Consider the following 16614-nt stretch of genomic DNA (forward strand, 5'->3'; position numbering starts at 1 on the left):
AAAAAATAAGATATGAACCGAACCTTTTTCCGCTAAAGAGGCAATATAGTGTGTAAGCTGCTTATTCAGAAAACAAATAGAACAATCCAATTCACATTATTTACAACAAAAAAGGAGCGAATTAATTATGAAAAAACGTTTAATTGGTGGAGTGGTTGCTACTGCGATTTTGATTCCAGTTGCAGCATTTGCGGCTTCTGGCGTGATTGACATGCCTACAAGAACACCGATGACTACTGAACAAGTCAAGGTGGATGAGGTTGGCAAATCAACGCTTGAGAAGCTGTATCTCGCATATCCTGAAACAAAATCGTTTGAGATTATCGATGCAAGCAACGTTAAAGGTGATGTATCCAAAGGGAAAAATGTAACTAACATGAAACAAACAAGCATCGTACTACAAGAAAAAGGAGGAACCGGCAAAAAGATTACCCTCCATACAAACGGTAGTACGAATGAGATTGAACACGTGATTCAAGAGAATTGGGAGCCTAAGGAGAAGTCACTCATTACTTTAAGCGATCAGGAAATCAAGGCGAAGGTATCTGATCTTATTAATAAAATGTATGGCAACGTCGAACAATACAAGGTTGCTATCGAGCAAATGGAGAATCCAAACCAAAAAACATGGATGTTGAATTACACCAATGAGATGTTCGATAAACCGGTCTTCCAGGTTTTTGTTCAGGACAATACCATTAGTCTTACTAAGATTGTAGGTATTCCTACAGCTGATACACCTTCTGATACACCTTCAAACATGAAAGTAGAAGGCCTATTCTCTAGAAATGGTAAACCTGATTATTTTGCTGATAACTTTTTAAACGATGAAAAACTGTTTGCTTTACTAAAAATCAGCCCGACAGAATTAAAACAAGAATTAGCAAAAGGTAAAACTGTTGTGGAGATTGCAGCATCTAAAAATGTCACGAAACAACAAGTGCTTGATGTGATTGCAGAAACACAGGCTAGAGGACAACTTCAAGGTGATGGAGTACCGATCACCGAGAAAGCACTGAAAGAAATGATGAAAGCAGCTGAACCAAAAATATTGCCAATGATTGAACACAGAACAGAAACGGAATGGTAGAAAGAAAAACAGAGTCAACTGGGTTACACAAGTAGAAGAGAAGAGGCGGGAGAACCGTCTCTTTTTTTATGCACTAATTTTTCAAAATTCAGGCCACAATAAGCCAGGTAGTCTACCTTATTGGACTCGAAGGGTAACATACTTTACTGGACCTTCTTTTGAATCAAACGTAAATCTTAGTAGGTTTCCATTGTTTTCATATTCCAATATAAACGTATGATCACCTGAGTCATCCATAAACTCTCTAGAGGGTTCTCCTAAGTTTTTTTGATTTCCTCAGGTTTTCCAGTCATTCCAACAGTCTTTGGTTCGGCATTCATTAGGACGACTTTACTCGTATCCTTTACTTCATCAATTGAATTAGCATAGTCTTCGAATTGTAAATGAAAACCCTCATAGTATATTGTGAATCCATACTCAGAATTTCCGCTCTTGACGGGAGTTCCGATTTTATCCAGAACCTCTTTCTTTGTTGCTCCAATGCCAATTAAGACACCTTCTAATTGCCCATTTTTTACTTTCTCCAAAGTGTCCGATTGAGCAGAATTAACAGGAATATCTTCAGTTTTTTCAGACATATTGGAGCAGCCAAGTAATGTCATTGAGCTAAGAACTACAACAAGCAAAGCATTACGACATATTTTAGGCAGATCAACCATGCTCCTCATAAAACTTAAATTTGTCAGTGATAGGATCAACGACTGATTACGATTAGAAATGCAATAGGAACTACTATTAATATTAAGATGGTCGAAAATAAATCATGTTTTATGGGCCTTTTCTGTTTAGCACTTTCATACGTCTTCATTCCATAAAACAACGCTGGACTAATGCCAAGTAGGATGGCGAAATTTGTATGCACAGACATAATTAAAACTACTGAAACTAGAACACCAGTAAAAAGAACTAAATATTTATACACCATATCACCCCATTTTAATCGTTTGATAGAAACGTGCATAAAATTAAGGTGCGAAAACAATTTATTCAACGATACTTTAAAGTACGGATATGCAACAATGGCTAGGAAGCTATCAAAAGGGTCCTAGCCATTGTTGCTTTTATTATTGAGCCACATACTTTAAGTAAATAGTTTCGGTGTGATCTATACCTTCCTCATCAGTCCAATCAATTTTGAAAACAGGATAGTCACCAAAAAACGATTTTACTTCTTCGTCCGTTACTCCATTCTTAAAATCATTTTTAGTGCTATCCGTGTTAGGTACATCTTGAAAGATGATGATATAACCCTCTTTAAAATTGGGGGTTTGAACACTACCTGTTTGTTGACTTGTTTGGGTTAATTCAGAAATAAATTTAAGCTTCTTAACATCACCATTTCCTAAATACTTAATTTTACCTACAAAGCGTGCACCATTTTCTTTATCGTAAAAAATTTCAGTAACTCCATTCCAATTGTCAGTAGCTCCTTCGTACTTGTAGGACCATTCCTTTTCAGAACAAGCGCCGAGTAAAAGAAATGGGAGAATCAGAAATACTAGTATCGTTTTTTTCAAATGTAAACCTCCTATCTCAAAGTATGATTTGAACATGGCAGTATCAAAATTTTTAGCAAGACCGAGAGTTAACGTTCCCTCAATGTTCCTCTTCTTCTCTGGGAATTGGAAAGACAGTTGTTGCCTCAAAATATAAATCCCTCATCTCATCTTCCTGTATTTCAGAGTGCAATTCCTTTCAATAAAAGTATGGACTGCCACCTAGATGACAGTCCGTTTTTTAAATTTTTCCGGTAACTTCTCCACCAGTCAGTTATTTCCTCATGTATCAGGATGTAATCGTTTTTGTAACCGTCTTTGAGAAGCGGAATCATGGGATGGATCACTACTTCGCTCCAACTGAAATATAGAGCGACGGTTTACAAGGTTAAGAAGTTCTAGAAACCAAAATAGCTGGTTAGACTGTAGTGTTAACCCTCTAACTAGAGGCAAATTCATTGCTAAACCACCCGCTGACCTGATGCCCAAGATGAAGGAGTTAGTCAGGCAGAAAAATACTATCTAGCCCTAAGGATAGAAGATACTTTCGAGTGTGGGGAATCTATTCACATTTTCGTTTGATCAAAGTATGGTGCATAAGGAGCTAAAATAAAAAGTACAAAATTGTAGTAACTACATACAATTGCCATACTTTTATTTTGAACTTGATACAAAACTTCTCCAATACGCCAGATAACCATTCACAACATTTTAGTAACAGCAAGAAAACTCCCATACCGACAACTAAGGCGAAATCTAGTGGGGTAAGTATATTCTCGATAAAGTTATACACTTTCGTGATTACAAGGAAAAGCACAAAGACGAGAAATGAATAGTATGTCACAACAGATACCTCCACTATGTAATCTCAACGAAAACAGGGAGCGCTTAAGCTCCCCTTTGAAGTTATCAGCTATCTTCTTTTTCTGTCCACTTCGTAATATTGGACATCTAAAGTTCTCCTATAAGTATCATCTTTATAGTGGACGATGGTGTCGTAATAGATATCCCATTTGCCGTCTGGAACTCGCCATTGCCACGCTCCAACGTAAGTATCTTTTATTGTTGAATCTGCCCAACCACTCAATCTAGAAAATACCCATGAAAATGGCGCCGTTTTCGGACTCTTAGACGCCAAAAAAGCAATAATAATATGTGCGGCTTCTCGTGCAGCTTGATTATTATAGCTATGATACATAGGCCCTATAACTATTTCTGACCCAGGACCTCCTGGATCGACTTTATCAGAACCAACTTTCTGTGCGCTATTCTTCGTATTTATATGAAGAGCTTTAAACATTGATGCTAATTGTTCATCACTTAAAGGAGCGTTCCCTCTAAATGTTACTCCTAGATAATTATATACGTATTCATTTTCATATTCACTTGATGTACTTGCTGTAGGAGAATTTAAAGCAAAAGCACTTACTGGTAAAGCTGAAGCAGATAATAGTACCGTCGAAAGGACTGAAACTGTTATTTTCCGAACTAACAATTAGATCACTCACCTTCACTTGGAATATTATACAGAAAATAATAATAAGTGTAAATTTTGCATCTTTTTATCTTGTAAGTTTCTTCTCTTTTCATCTTAAGATCGCATCATTTTTGTTTGAATTACCAGAACGTACTGATCCAACTGCTGGCTTAATTCCACGACTTCCTCATCCAAGAAATCATTCTTCTCTAAATACAATTGCACCAGTTGTCCGCGCAATTGTTCCACAATGTTTTTCAAATGGTCAATATCGTGATAGGTTACTCCTTCTCGATCTAGAGGTAGCGTGATACATTTACTTATAGGAGCTGTAACTGCTCCTCCTGCGGGCGTTCCTTTAACCTGTCGAAGGGGTGGAACGCCCCTTTTAAATGCAATTGCTGCTATAAGACTCACCCTCCTTCCTTTACCATCGGATTATTCGCTTGGTTTTAGTGGCACCAGTGGCTCCTCTTTTTAGAGATATTCTTAGATTTCTATTGCTTCATGGAATATCTTCATCTCGCACCTCCTTCATTTTGAGATTTATTACATAATTAACCATAAGTTGATATGCGAGTTTTCACCAACTGCAAAAAATAGAATAAAAAAAACATCCTGCCAAAGGATGTTTCATCAATCTACAGCATATTCACAATGACCTCACAGGATGCTAGCCACCTAACTCGTTTTGGTTACCTATTCGCTTATTCAAATTCCCTAACCATCCAAACAGGGCTATGTATGTAGGGATCTCGTCTTAAAATGAAGTTGTAGACACAAACAGTCTACAACTTCATTTTTGATAACCGGAATCTAATATTTCTCCTTTTTTCAGAAGAAACTGGCCATATTAAGTTATGGCGTGCAAGACAAAGGGTGCACTTTTTGATTGGGCTATTGGTTCAGAATCTTACAAGTGCCCTTTTATTTTTCCAAATCTGGTTCGTCACTTTCTGCTAATTGAGGTGGCAACGGATCGTTTTTGTGATCCTCAATTTTTTCGAGTAAATTTTCCAAGGATGAAACTTTTTTATCTGCTTTTCCTTGAATAAACACTTTAGATTTCGAATCACTAACCTCATACTTTCCTTGGTAATTACCTAAGGTTATATAATGATCGGTTGAGCCATCTTTATTTTTCAGGGAGTCGTCTACAATTAAGAAAAGAACAACTTCTTCATCTTCTGTAAACGAAGCCTCATAGTCAGCTCTGATTACTGTATTATTTATCTCACCACCATACATCCGAACGACGACTATATCACCTTTTTCCTGGTTTCCTTTGAGAACTTCGTCTATTTCTACAGAAACATCTCTGTAGATCGAATCAGAAACCCCAATTTCTTCCGGTTGTCCACCATCTTCAGTATTCCATTTATCCTTATCAATATCAACGATAGTACCTTTAATAATCAACTGACTTCCGGCGGCTAACTCTTCGATACTATATCTAGGGACAAGTCCATGTCTGTTGATTTCAGTTACGTTTCCACTGACTAAACTTTGTGATTATATATTCAATCCGAACCCTAATGAAAAGCTGAAAGCTAATAGCCCGATAGCAATTGCTTTTTTATTAGTCATTCTTATCCCCCCTACCAGGAAATGGTATGGTAGCCATTTTCGTCGTCTTTACTAAGATTGTATCTAATTTCATTAGTTGATAATGATTCGTACATAACAGAGTCACTATATTTTAGCTTAGTTTCGTCATCTAGTCCCACAACATGCCCCATTTCATGTGCCATAGTAGATTTCAAGTCAAAGCTTGATTTTGAAGGAGATGTAGAAGATATATTATGAGAGACATTAATCATAATATCTGCCTCCTTTTTTATTCCTGATTTATTACCCCAAGAAGGCGTTACTGTTTTAGATTTGTTAGTTTTCCCTATGCTAAGAAACTAAGCACTTTTAACTTGCGCGAAACCTAAATGTGCAGATGATGCAATTTTTGTACTTTGAGATAGTGTGGTAGATTTCAACACTTCTACAAATGCGATATAATTCCAATATAAGGAATTCGTACTAAAAGGAGGGTTTTACATTTGAGAATGATACTTTCAGCTATTTTGCTATTGTTCAGCTTGACCGCATGTTCATCTGGAATTTCAGAAGATGAGTTAAAAGAACAAACTAAGAAGCATTTGGTTGAATATACTAAAATTCTTTACGAAGTCAAAAAAGAAGAATATGTAAAAACCCCTGGAGATTTTACTGCATATATACCAGTGATCCAAGAAAAAGCAAAGCCCTATTTAACTAAAAAGGAAGAGCCTGAAAGTCTGATCAAATTAAATATTGGTTTTACAGCTGCTTATTTAGCTTATAACAATATATTTTTGAAGGTAGAAGATGTAAAAATTACAGACTTCAAGAGAGATGAAACCACCGGATCACTAAATATTAGTTATACAATATTTTTACAAGACTCTTCAAAAAGCGATGTTAAGCAACAATCAGGTAGGGTAACTTTAATAGCTGAAAATGAAACTTTTAAAATTGATTATTATTGGGACGATATTAGAACAAAACAGTTTGAAAATTAATTCAATATTAATTCTTCGGATAATATAAAGAGAAGTACTACATTTCACTGTAGCACTTCTCTATTTTGTTCATAAATTTACATGAAACTATGACCTGGAATCGTGTCGTCGGTAGTTGATTCAATATCACTTGGATCAACAAAGATTGTAATAATACCACTCATTCCCACACCATCCATGTAGTGGTTAGTTAAATAATCCATAACCGGTTCACCGAGTTGCGGAGCTCCACTGCAAGCAAACAAGTTTCCACATTTACATCTGTAATAACTCCAATGTGAATTGATTGTTTTGCCCGTGTTTTTGTTCTTAATGATAGCCCGCGAGACAATCTTCATTTTGTGAATCCCATACAAAGTGCAATCATCTACTCCCATAAATAAAACCTCCTTGTTAATAGTAGAGACAAAGTATTTTTATAGCTCTTCACCGTTAAACGTGCTTGATCTTCCTCTAACGTAGTTTTTCACTATTTTACATGGCTGGTTTACACTCCAGCCGAATTCGAATCTTGAATCGCTCAATGTTGCGATAGCCATAGGCTCGTCTCTTAATGACTTTCACTTTGTTGTGTGTCCCTTCAATCGGAGCATTCGTGACCCGAAACGAAAAATAATTCTGAATCGACTCGCGCCATTGGACAACCGTTTTTGCAATCGACCGAATGGCAGCGGTGGGGGAAGTGAGATGCTCAGCAATCCATTGTTGGAGTGCTTCTTTCCCTGATTCTTCTGTATGAGCTGCATACACCGTTCTCATGTGCTGAAGGGCGTTGTAAAGGCGTTCTGGATGGGGATCTTCGGCTAACCAGACTTTTAATTCGTCCTGTTCCTCAGCTTTCAGTTTATCAGGAGAGGTATGGAGCAGACGTTGTTCATGCCTTCCCCGCGAATGGGTACGTTTACAAGCAGCTTCTAGCGATTTGGAGAAGAGCTGAATGACAAGGGGTGGAACGCCCTTTTTAAATGCAATTGCTGCTATAAGTCTCACCCTCCTTACTTTACCACCGGATTACGCACTTGGTTTTAGTGGCTCCTGTGGCTCCTGTGGCTCCTCTTTTTAGAGCTGTTCTTAGATTCTATTGCTTCATGGAATATCAATATTCGCCACCCCTTATTTTGAGATTTATTACATAATTAACCACAAGTTGTTATGCGGGTTTTTACCGACTGCAAAAAATGGAATAAAAAAACATCCTGACAGAGGATGTTTCATCAATCTACGGCATATTCACAATGACCTAACAGGATGCTAGCCACCAAACTTGTTTTGGTTACCTATTCGCTTATTCATATTCCCTAACCATCCAAACAGTGCTATGTATGTAAGGGTTTCGTCGTGTCGATTCATCAAATCCGCTAGAGAAAGGCAATATATCGTTTCTTCAATTCCTCTCTCTATCCTTCCCTTACCGAACTCATAAATAGCCATCTGATATCGAAACCGCAGATGTCGATCCAATCCTATTGCTTCTGTAAATTGATCGAAACTAGCAATTTGGGAGGCAAAGCGCTCTAAAATCTCATCCACGCAAAAATGGTAGGTGTTAGCGGATTTCATAATGGCATTTAAACCAGCAAGAACTTCATTGGTGGGAAGACTATCGAGATAGTCTGCGTACTCTTCAATGATGCTAGTATTGCCAGACAACACCTCCAATGTGTAGGAGTTCGCCTTTGCCCATACTTTGAATCTTTCTACCTCTTTACGTCCGTCTTCATCAAGTAATTCAAACCATCCTAAATCAGCGTAAACTTGCACATACTTCTTCGCCTCTTCATACTGTCCTTGCATTTCCAGTGTTGCGCCTTTATATAAATGTCCCATTCCATAGTAATAGACAAGATGGCGCTCTGTTTTCAGGGGTTCCCCTTTTTTGTTTCTTTTCAACCTCTCCACTTCATGTATGGAAACAGTTTCTGCAAGAAGCCGTAACTCGTCACCATACTCCCCTGATTTGTTCCACTTTTGCAAAGCATAACAAACCCGTGCTAATTGGAATAAAGCATCGAGTTGGTAGTTTTCAGGAAGCCGATTGCGATACGGAGAAAACCGAATGACATTCTCCCAATTTTCTTCTGCATTTGTCCCAAGTACAACACGAAATAACCGATACTGACTCATCACGAAGTGGTCAGAATAGCTATCTTTTTCATTCTCAATGACATATTCATAAAAGGGCACTGACTCTTTCCGTTGCCCTTTCTCATATAGCTGTTCTGCAAGGGCAAACAGAATCGATATGTTTTTCGGATTCTCCATCATTTGGGGGACAGCAGCTTCTATGCAATCCTTTCGCCCAACCTCCACGCATCGAATCAAGTATGGTATTAATCGGGGGCGCGATATTCTCCCCTCTGATATACATTCTTCCGGGTATAATTCATACAACCAACCGGAATCGTGACCAAACACCTTGGCTAGCGCGTCTAACTGACCAATGGTGATTGCACGCGGAGGATTTCCATTGAGAATCTCACTCAAACTCCCGGGGTTAATGCCAGTTAATTCACCCAGCTTGCTTAATGTATAACCGTGCTTTCTCCGGCATTTTTCAATTTCTGACCGTAGCGACCGATGCATTGTCCCTTGCAGCCCCCTATAAAGAATCTTCCTTTCTATTATTTACTGCTTTTATAATTTTTGTAGTTTTTCAAAATGCACTATATGACCTTCCTACCAATTCCTCATCCAGCTCGGAACTTTGACTCAGATTTATCTAGAGTCGGTAAATACAGAAATAGTAGGTTAATGGAAGGGTTTGGGAGGCCTTGAGGTGTGAGAAGGACTTACTTTTCCGTTTTCAATCTGTTTTGTGCAATGACAATATATTTATCCAATTGTTGGCTTACAGCCAAAACCTTATCATGTGAAAGACCGTACTTTCCTGCCAACTCCATCATTTCCCGTCGCAACTGTTCGATTCTATTATCCAACTCTAAATGGCAACCGATTTCCTTTACCATGCCCCGGATCGTACACTTACTTTTAGGGGCTGATGCTGCTCCTCTTTTGGGGGAGTTTACACTGTGAAAAGAAACATCCCTATCTAAAACATTTGCGATAGCAGTAATATCCAACGCCCCCTCTCTTTTACAATTTATTACATATATTTACTATACAGGGATGTGCAGAAATTCACCGATTAAGAAAAATTGAATAGAAAAAAACATCCCATTTAGGGATGCTTTTAGGAGTGCATAAATACTAAAATAACAAATCTATGACTGCAATTTCTTTAGCCATCACTTCCATGCTGATATGCCTTAGCCTTAATTAGACCATCATGGAATGGTTCAAAAGGTATACCGCTAATAATTCCTATCGTTAGTAAAAATGCAAGAATAAGAGCCTTCATTCTCCCATCCCCCTTTTTCTAATGACTGTTATAGAGTCGTTTCATTTTACCTATTTTGAAAAAGAAGATTAGCAACCATTCCCGTTACAATTCCTTGGTATTGTTCCTCTTGTGCTGTTGATGCGTATTGACGGTGCTCTTCAAATAAAGCTACGCATTTAAGAGCATCTTGATATCTGTTCATTGAGTCAGCTAGAGAAAGGTAGCTCAACGTTTCTTCAATCCCTTTCTCTATACGTCCTTTATTGAATTCATAAATGGCAGTTTGAGACCGGAACTGGAGTTGCCTGTCCAATCCAATTGCTTCAGTAAATTGATCGAAAGTAGCAATATGCGAAGAAAAACGTTTAAGTATTTCATCCACACAAAAATGGTAGGTATTTGCGGATTTCATAATGGAAATTAAACCCGCGAGTATTTCATTCGTTGGAAGACTATCAAGATAGTCTGTATACTCTTCTATGATGCTTGTATTGCCACCCAATACCTCTAACGTGTACATGTTAGCCTTCGCCCAGACGCTGAACTTCTCAACCTCTTTGTACCCAACTTCATCAAGTAGTTCAAACCAACTTAGATCTGCATAACCTTGTACATACGTTTTTGCTTGTTCGTATAGCCCTTGCATCTCCAGTGCCAAGCCTTTAAATAAATGTCCCATACCATAATAAAAGACGAAATGACGCTCTGTTTCTAGAGGTTCTCTCTTTTTGTTTCTTTTCAACCTGTCCAACTCATGTATGTAAATCGTTTCTGCAAGAAACCGCAACTCATCTGCATACTGCTCTGATTTCTTCCATTTCTGCAAAGCGAAACAAACCCGCGCTAATTGAAATAAAGCATCCAACTGATAGTTCTCAGGAAGCCTAATCCGATACGGGGAAAACCGAATAACTGCCTCCCCATTTTCTTCAGAATTGGTCCCGAGTGCAGCCCGAAACAATCGATACTGACTCATTACGAATTGGTCAGAATGTCCATCCTTCTCGCTATCAACGACAGCCTGATAAAAAGGTACGGACTCTTTTTGCTTCCCACTCTCATATAGCTGTTCCGCCACTAAAAAGAGGGTCGAAATATTTTTAGGGTTGTCCAACAATTTAGGAACAACCTCTTCTATGCAATCTTTCCGCCCAACCTCCGCACATCGAACCAAATATGGTATCAACCGAGGGCGCGATATTCTCCCCTCTGATATGCATTCTTCCGTATACAATTCGTACAACCAACCTGGCTCGCGACCAAACACCGCCGCTAGCGCATCTAATTGACCAATGGTCATAGCCCGCGGTGGATTTCCGTTCAAGATTTCGCTTAAACTCCCATGGTTGATGCCCGTTAATTCACCTAATTTACTCAAGGTATAGCCGCACTCTCTACGGTGTCTTTCAATTTCTGACCGCAGCGACCAGTGCATTGTCCCTTGCAGCCCCCCCATAAAGAATCAACCCCTACTTTTTTCCTTAATTTTACAACAAAATATATTTTTTTGATAGATTTTTCTTTACAATCCTTAACATTTCTGTAATCTACTTCGTCACTCTTCGCACAATTCCTCCAGTGTTTTACAGGTGTTTGCACTTCGTGACAATTACACTCAATTGAATCAGTTGAATCAGCTTTCATGCGAATACAGTCTCGAAACTCTACTTTTGAAGCGCTCCCGCTATTTATTTCGGAGCGAACAGTACCCGCCCTCAGCAGGGCGTAGGCCGAAGCGTAAACTGGAAATCCGCTTCTTCCCTCCACTACAGCTACTCTATCCACATTGTAAAAAAAGCTCCGCCAAGATATCTGGCGAAGCTTTCATTTTCATACTGTGCTTATGGCATAGCTACTTTCATAACCGCACGAACGGAATCTGCGGATTTATCCAAGGCTGCTTTCTCAGCAGCAGTCAGATCCAGCTCGATGACTTGCTCGATACCGTTTCCACCCAAGAGGGTTGGTACGCCCAGGTAGATATCGTTGTAGCCATACTCGCCTTGGAGTAAAGCGATAGATGGCAGGATGCGCTTCTGGTCTTTCAAGATCGCTTCTGCCATTTCTACCAGAGCTGCCGCAGGTGCATAGTAAGCGGAACCGTTGCCCAAGAGAGCTACGATTTCGCCGCCGCCTTTGCGTGTTCGCTCAACGATGGCATCCAGACGATCTTGTGGGATCAACTTTTCGAGTGGGATGCCACCAGCGTAGGAGTAACGCAAGAGTGGCACCATGTCATCCCCGTGACCGCCCAATACGAAGCCTGTTACGTCATTTACGGATACATTCAGTTCCATTGCTACGAACGTACGGAAGCGAGCTGTATCCAGTACGCCGGATTGACCGATTACGCGGTGTTTCGGGAAGCCGGACGTTTTGTAGAATGTATAGGTCATCGCATCTACCGGGTTGGACAGGATGAGTACGATGGAGTTTGGTGCATATGTTTTCACTTGCTCAGCAACCGAGCGCATGATGGCTGCATTCGTTGCTACCAAGTCGTCGCGGGACATACCTGGCTTACGAGCAATCCCTGCTGTGATGATTACGATATCGGAGCCTTCGATGTCTTTGTAGTCAGAAGTACCTGTAATGCTAGCGTCGAAGCCGAGAACGGGAGACGCCTCCATCATGTCGAGTGCTTTCCCCTTCGTTGGGTTTTCCAGTTGTGGAATATCCACCAATACGATGTCAGCCAGCTCTTTTTGCGCCATGATGAACGCAGTTGTCGCTCCCGTAAAACCACTACCGATTACGGCTACTTTTTTTCTGCGGAATGTCATGTAGAATCCTCCTCGTCGTCATTGGTTCTATTACAAGACTAGTTTTACACCACTTGCTTTTTGCTCCAACATTTTGGAGAGGATTGTCCCGATGTGGGCCCCCGCCTCAACCGGAGATGTACCTTGACGATGAATATTCGAGATCACTGTACGCTCTGATTCTACCATACCTTTGCGTGGACGGTAGCACATGTACGCACTCATGGAATGTGCCGTAACTAGTCCTGGTCGTTCTCCGATCAAGAGCACCAATACTTCTGGCTCCAGAATCTCGCCGACGTGATCCATGCTGGCTACGCGCCCGCCCTTGATAAAAAACGGAGTGCCGCAGGTCAGTCCGTAGCTTTTCAGAGAGTCCATCAGAGATGGAAGCACGTCTTTCAGGTTCGCATCCACCGCAGCGGCACTCAAGCCGTCTGAAACGACGATTTGTACCTGTGGCTTCTTTTGACCGCGCTCTTGCAGCAAGCGCACGCCTTCCTCGGTGAGGACACGCCCCATATCCGGACGCTTCAAATAGTTTTCCGTGTTGTCATACTGTGTTTCCACTGTGAACAGGGAGAATTGGTCGAGCACAGCTTGACTGACTTCACCGTATACAGCATCTACAGCCGCAGCATGGTCGCGACGCAATTCGAGCATGGTTTTGGTCAAAGGTCTCACACCTGTACGCCAAACCCCGATGCGCGCTGGCGTGCTGGACAGCAGCTCATCCAAGCCTTCCTTGTACTTCGGATTCGGTACATGTGTGGTTCTCTCTGGTTCTGCTGATGGAGCAAGCTGCTCGTTCACTGCAGGAGCCGTTGTTGGTGCGGCTGTCGCATTTGCTACTGGCTCTGCCTTTGGCTCGGATCTCAGTTGAATCAAGCCTGTCTCTGCTTTTGGTGACGGAGCTTGTTCTGCGGCTTGTTCTGTGGCTTCTCCCAGCTTCTTTTGCAGCTCTGCTACTACTTTATCTACTAAGAAATCTAATTGTTGTTCCATCCGTCTTTCACCTCCTGATCTTACATGAAGATTGTCGGATCGCCTGCTTTTGCAGTCAGCCTACCGTTTTCCATGATGCCCATTTTCTCCAGCCATTTTTCAAAATCAGGAGCAGGTCGCAGTCCCATCACTTCACGGAATGCTGCAATATCATGGAAGCTCGTCGATTGATAGTTGAGCATGACATCGTCTGCCATCGCTACGCCGATTACGAAGTTAACGCCTGCCGACGAGAGCAAAATGCCGAGATTGTCCATGTCGTTTTGATCGACCTTCATGTGGTTCGTGTAGCATACGTCACAGCCCATCGGCAAACCGTGCATTTTGCCCATATAATGGTCTTCCAACCCTGCGCGGATTACTTGGCGGCTGTCGTATAAATACTCAGGTCCAATGAAGCCAACTACTGTGTTTACGATAAACGGATTGTACTTGCGAGCAAGTCCGTAGCAGCGCGCTTCCATTGTTACCTGGTCCATGCCGTGATGCGCCTCTGCAGACAGCTCAGAGCCTTGACCTGTCTCGAAATACCAGAAGTTCGGCCCGTAGGAAGTGCCTTGTTTGCGCATCAGCTCATCTGCTTCATCCAGCAGTGCTACATCAATACCAAATGCATTGTTTCCTTTTTCACTACCCGCCAAGCTTTGGAAGATCAAGTCTGCTGGTGCCCCATTACGGATGGCACGCATTTGCGTGGAAACGTGAGCCAATACGCAGTTTTGCGTTGGGATATCAAACTTGGTCATCACGTCTTTGGTCATGTTCAAAATATCCTTGACGCTGTCCGCTGTATCGATAACCGGGTTGATCCCGATAACCGCATCGCCGATTCCGTAGCTCAGTCCTTCGTACAGGGATGCTTTGATGCCTTGTACGTTATCGGATGGATGGTTCGGCTGTACACGAGAAGCCAATACGCCCTTATGACCGATTGCTGTGTTGGCATGCGTCACAACTTTGATCTTGGACGCAGCCGTGATCAAGTCCAGGTTGCTCATGAGCTTGGCAGTCGCTGCGATCATCTCGCTGGACAAGCCGCGGCTGATTCGCTTGAGTTCATTATCGCCTGCTTGATGGCTCAAGATGTACTCGCGCAGCTCAGCTACGCTCCAGTTTTTGATTTCGTTGTAAATCTTTTCGTTGATGCCTTCTTCGATCACACGCGATACTTCGTCTTCTTCTGCCGGAACCATCGGATTGTTGCGGATATCCGCCAATGTCAGGTCAGCCAAAACTTGCTTGGCAGCTACACGTTCCCGGGAATCAGCAGCGGCAATACCAGCCAACTGGTCGCCTGATTTATCTTCATTAGCCTTCGCGAAAACTTCTTTCAAATCGCGAAATTGATAGGTCTGTCCAAGCACAGTCGTTTTCGTGTTCATCACGTCCACCCCTTCTTACGTTACGGCCTTTCATCAAACGCGAGTGTTTTGACGACGACGGGAATGATCGTTCCCGAGATCGGCTCCCCGAGATCGATGTAATCGCCGTATTCCACACGCACCTGATCAATGCAAATGATTTCCGGTGCCCCTTTGCAACGCAGCGCCAAGGCCTGCCCGAGTGCTTTCGCCATATCTGTTTCACAGATCACAACCATGGTTTGACTCTCGGGGAAAGTTGCCCGGTATTGCTCCGACAGCTCCTGGGACAGCGTCTGCAGCAGAGCATACGAGCAGTACCCGATGCCGGAGATCGCGAGTGCGAAAGGAATCCCTGTCGTTTTTTCAAACAGGCGCTCACCCAGTTGGTAGATCGATGCCACTTCCTGTCGCAGTCGTGTGGCGTCTGCCAATTGTTCCTCGGTAAGCTCTAGCTTGAGAATCGGAATATTTTTAATCGGCAACAGCTCCGGCTTGATATGTACGGTTGAACCACTAATCTCCGTACTCTGCATCCCCGCGCCAATTACCGTTGCCCGTACCGTTTGATCCGGGTCTAGCCACTGTACCGGATACGATCCTTTTTCGCGCTCCTGCTGGAGTACATATCCGAGCAGTGGGCCAAAATCGCCATATCGGCTCGCATCCGAAATATTTTGGACGGGAGGTCCGCTCATGAGTAGACCCACACCGCCTGAGACAGTCAGTTCGTTAACGGGGATGGCATCGCGCAAATGCGGTCCCACTACGAGCAAGCCTGATACTTGGCGCTCTTTCCCCGTCAAATAATCCAGCATACTGCGTCCCAGCTGTTCGGCAACCTCTGTGAGCTGCGCGAATCCGATTTCCTGTCCGACTTGAATACGCAGTCCTTTTGCCGTCAGCCATTGTTGAATGTTCGGCGACACGTATTGAACGACACCTTGCGGACTGAGACGGATCAGCCTTCCTCCGACGTGGAATGTAACCGTTGCAATCGCTCGGCCACGTTGGAAGTAGGCTGCATTCGCTGTTCCTCCGCCAATATCGACGTTGACGATCACACCTTGTATGGCTTGCGAGCGTTTTTCTGCGCCTGCACCCTTGCCCGCCAGCACGCCTTCGAGGTCAGCACCTGCTGTCGCTACCACGAAATCCCCGGAGCGTTCAGCCAGCAGATGAACGATATGCTGTGCGTTCTTTTTGCTGGCTGTTTCTCCGGTAATGATGACCGCCCCGGACTTGATTTGAGACAAGCTGATTTGTGCCTTGTCGTACTCGGCTGCAAGAATTGCTCCGATTCCGTCAGCGTCGATTTCATCAAATCCGATGAGCGGTGTGGAATGTACTTCACTCGCATACAGCAATTGTCGCTCCACGATCTGATAACGCGGCAGCGAAAACGTGCTGGACATGCGACCCAATCGCAATCGGCTTACGATCATTTTGGTCGTGCTTGTTCCCACATCGATCCCGACGCTTTGGATCCATTGTTCGTCCATATGAACCTCCTTGAACCATTGGCGTGTCA

16 protein-coding genes and 1 pseudogene are annotated in these 16614 nt (G+C 42.4%); 2 read left to right on the forward strand and 15 right to left on the reverse strand.

The genetic code is table 11. The features are described from left to right. The first annotated feature begins 127 nt into the window (after positions 1–127). A complete protein-coding gene (locus ODZ53_RS08130) occupies positions 128–1090 on the forward strand; it encodes a hypothetical protein (RefSeq protein WP_372676587.1) in 963 nt (320 codons plus the stop codon). 257 nt (positions 1091–1347) lie between these two features. On the opposite strand, the gene ODZ53_RS08135 is transcribed toward ODZ53_RS08130, so the two are convergent. The 6 genes from ODZ53_RS08135 to ODZ53_RS08160 form a co-directional block, all read right to left on the reverse strand. Continuing rightward, positions 1348–1749: a DUF4309 domain-containing protein gene (locus ODZ53_RS08135; protein ID WP_372676588.1), complete on the reverse strand. Its 402-nt coding sequence runs from the start codon at positions 1747–1749 to the stop codon at positions 1348–1350. Between the two features lie 405 nt (positions 1750–2154). Then, entirely contained in the window at positions 2155–2736 is a 582-nt protein-coding gene (locus ODZ53_RS08140; RefSeq protein ID WP_372676589.1) for a hypothetical protein, read from the reverse strand. A gap of 763 nt (positions 2737–3499) precedes the next feature. After that, complete coding sequence (locus tag ODZ53_RS08145) at positions 3500–4081, reverse strand: hypothetical protein (protein ID WP_372676590.1); 582 nt, start codon at positions 4079–4081, stop codon at positions 3500–3502. A 96-nt stretch (positions 4082–4177) separates the two neighbouring features. Beyond that, positions 4178–4480, reverse strand: coding sequence for a Spo0E family sporulation regulatory protein-aspartic acid phosphatase (locus tag ODZ53_RS08150; RefSeq protein WP_372676591.1), 303 nt, complete (start codon positions 4478–4480; stop codon positions 4178–4180). Between the two features lie 510 nt (positions 4481–4990). Beyond that, positions 4991–5482 (reverse strand): hypothetical protein, encoded by a 492-nt coding sequence (locus tag ODZ53_RS08155; RefSeq protein WP_372676592.1) that lies wholly within the window; start codon positions 5480–5482, stop codon positions 4991–4993. Between the two features lie 179 nt (positions 5483–5661). Further along, a complete protein-coding gene (locus ODZ53_RS08160; RefSeq protein WP_372676819.1) occupies positions 5662–5961 on the reverse strand; it encodes a matrixin family metalloprotease in 300 nt (99 codons plus the stop codon). A gap of 153 nt (positions 5962–6114) precedes the next feature. Between ODZ53_RS08160 and ODZ53_RS08165 the strand changes: the two genes are divergently transcribed. Further along, positions 6115–6615: a hypothetical protein gene (locus ODZ53_RS08165; RefSeq protein WP_372676593.1), complete on the forward strand. Its 501-nt coding sequence runs from the start codon at positions 6115–6117 to the stop codon at positions 6613–6615. A gap of 77 nt (positions 6616–6692) precedes the next feature. On the opposite strand, the gene ODZ53_RS08170 is transcribed toward ODZ53_RS08165, so the two are convergent. From ODZ53_RS08170 to ODZ53_RS08210, 9 genes and pseudogenes are all read right to left on the reverse strand, one after another. Continuing rightward, positions 6693–6992 carry a hypothetical protein gene (locus tag ODZ53_RS08170; RefSeq protein ID WP_069849760.1) on the reverse strand — a complete coding sequence of 100 codons (300 nt, stop codon included), beginning with the start codon at positions 6990–6992 and terminating at the stop codon, positions 6693–6695. 97 nt (positions 6993–7089) lie between these two features. Then, positions 7090–7557: pseudogene (locus tag ODZ53_RS08175) on the reverse strand (ISL3 family transposase); the annotation flags it as partial. 309 nt (positions 7558–7866) lie between these two features. Continuing rightward, the gene (locus ODZ53_RS08180; protein WP_372676594.1) at positions 7867–9198 is read right to left on the reverse strand and encodes a helix-turn-helix domain-containing protein; all 1332 of its coding nucleotides are present in this window, start codon (positions 9196–9198) and stop codon (positions 7867–7869) included. A gap of 206 nt (positions 9199–9404) precedes the next feature. After that, positions 9405–9695, reverse strand: a complete 291-nt coding sequence (locus ODZ53_RS08185; protein ID WP_372676595.1) for a Spo0E family sporulation regulatory protein-aspartic acid phosphatase — start codon at positions 9693–9695, stop codon at positions 9405–9407. 324 nt (positions 9696–10019) lie between these two features. After that, positions 10020–11411, reverse strand: coding sequence for a helix-turn-helix domain-containing protein (locus ODZ53_RS08190; protein ID WP_372676596.1), 1392 nt, complete (start codon positions 11409–11411; stop codon positions 10020–10022). Positions 11412–11796: 385 nt separating this feature from the next. Beyond that, positions 11797–12738 (reverse strand): malate dehydrogenase, encoded by a 942-nt coding sequence (gene mdh / locus ODZ53_RS08195; RefSeq protein WP_015893779.1) that lies wholly within the window; start codon positions 12736–12738, stop codon positions 11797–11799. A gap of 30 nt (positions 12739–12768) precedes the next feature. Beyond that, entirely contained in the window at positions 12769–13722 is a 954-nt protein-coding gene (eutC, locus tag ODZ53_RS08200; RefSeq protein ID WP_372676597.1) for an ethanolamine ammonia-lyase subunit EutC, read from the reverse strand. Positions 13723–13742: 20 nt separating this feature from the next. Then, a complete protein-coding gene (locus ODZ53_RS08205) occupies positions 13743–15104 on the reverse strand; it encodes an ethanolamine ammonia-lyase subunit EutB (protein ID WP_064200062.1) in 1362 nt (453 codons plus the stop codon). Between the two features lie 20 nt (positions 15105–15124). Then, positions 15125–16585 carry an ethanolamine ammonia-lyase reactivating factor EutA gene (locus tag ODZ53_RS08210; RefSeq protein WP_372676598.1) on the reverse strand — a complete coding sequence of 487 codons (1461 nt, stop codon included), beginning with the start codon at positions 16583–16585 and terminating at the stop codon, positions 15125–15127. Between the last annotated feature and the right edge of the window lie 29 nt (positions 16586–16614).

The organism is Brevibacillus sp. BD137, assembly GCF_041644655.1.
GTDB classification, from domain to species: Bacteria; Bacillota; Bacilli; order Brevibacillales; family Brevibacillaceae; genus Brevibacillus; species Brevibacillus brevis_D.

Excerpts from the sequence above, each read along its gene's own strand:
- ODZ53_RS08130 (WP_372676587.1), top strand. The coding sequence starts at position 128 with ATGAAAAAACGTTTAATTGGTGGAGTGGTTGCTACTGCGATTTTGATT.
- ODZ53_RS08205 (WP_064200062.1), bottom strand. The coding sequence starts at position 15,104 with ATGAACACGAAAACGACTGTGCTTGGACAGACCTATCAATTTCGCGAT.
- eutC (WP_372676597.1), bottom strand. The coding sequence starts at position 13,722 with ATGGAACAACAATTAGATTTCTTAGTAGATAAAGTAGTAGCAGAGCTG.
- ODZ53_RS08180 (WP_372676594.1), bottom strand. The coding sequence starts at position 9,198 with ATGCATCGGTCGCTACGGTCAGAAATTGAAAAATGCCGGAGAAAGCAC.
- ODZ53_RS08135 (WP_372676588.1), bottom strand. The coding sequence starts at position 1,749 with ATGGTTGATCTGCCTAAAATATGTCGTAATGCTTTGCTTGTTGTAGTT.
- ODZ53_RS08190 (WP_372676596.1), bottom strand. The coding sequence starts at position 11,411 with ATGGGGGGGCTGCAAGGGACAATGCACTGGTCGCTGCGGTCAGAAATT.
- ODZ53_RS08210 (WP_372676598.1), bottom strand. The coding sequence starts at position 16,585 with ATGGACGAACAATGGATCCAAAGCGTCGGGATCGATGTGGGAACAAGC.
- ODZ53_RS08170 (WP_069849760.1), bottom strand. The coding sequence starts at position 6,992 with ATGGGAGTAGATGATTGCACTTTGTATGGGATTCACAAAATGAAGATT.
- mdh (WP_015893779.1), bottom strand. The coding sequence starts at position 12,738 with ATGACATTCCGCAGAAAAAAAGTAGCCGTAATCGGTAGTGGTTTTACG.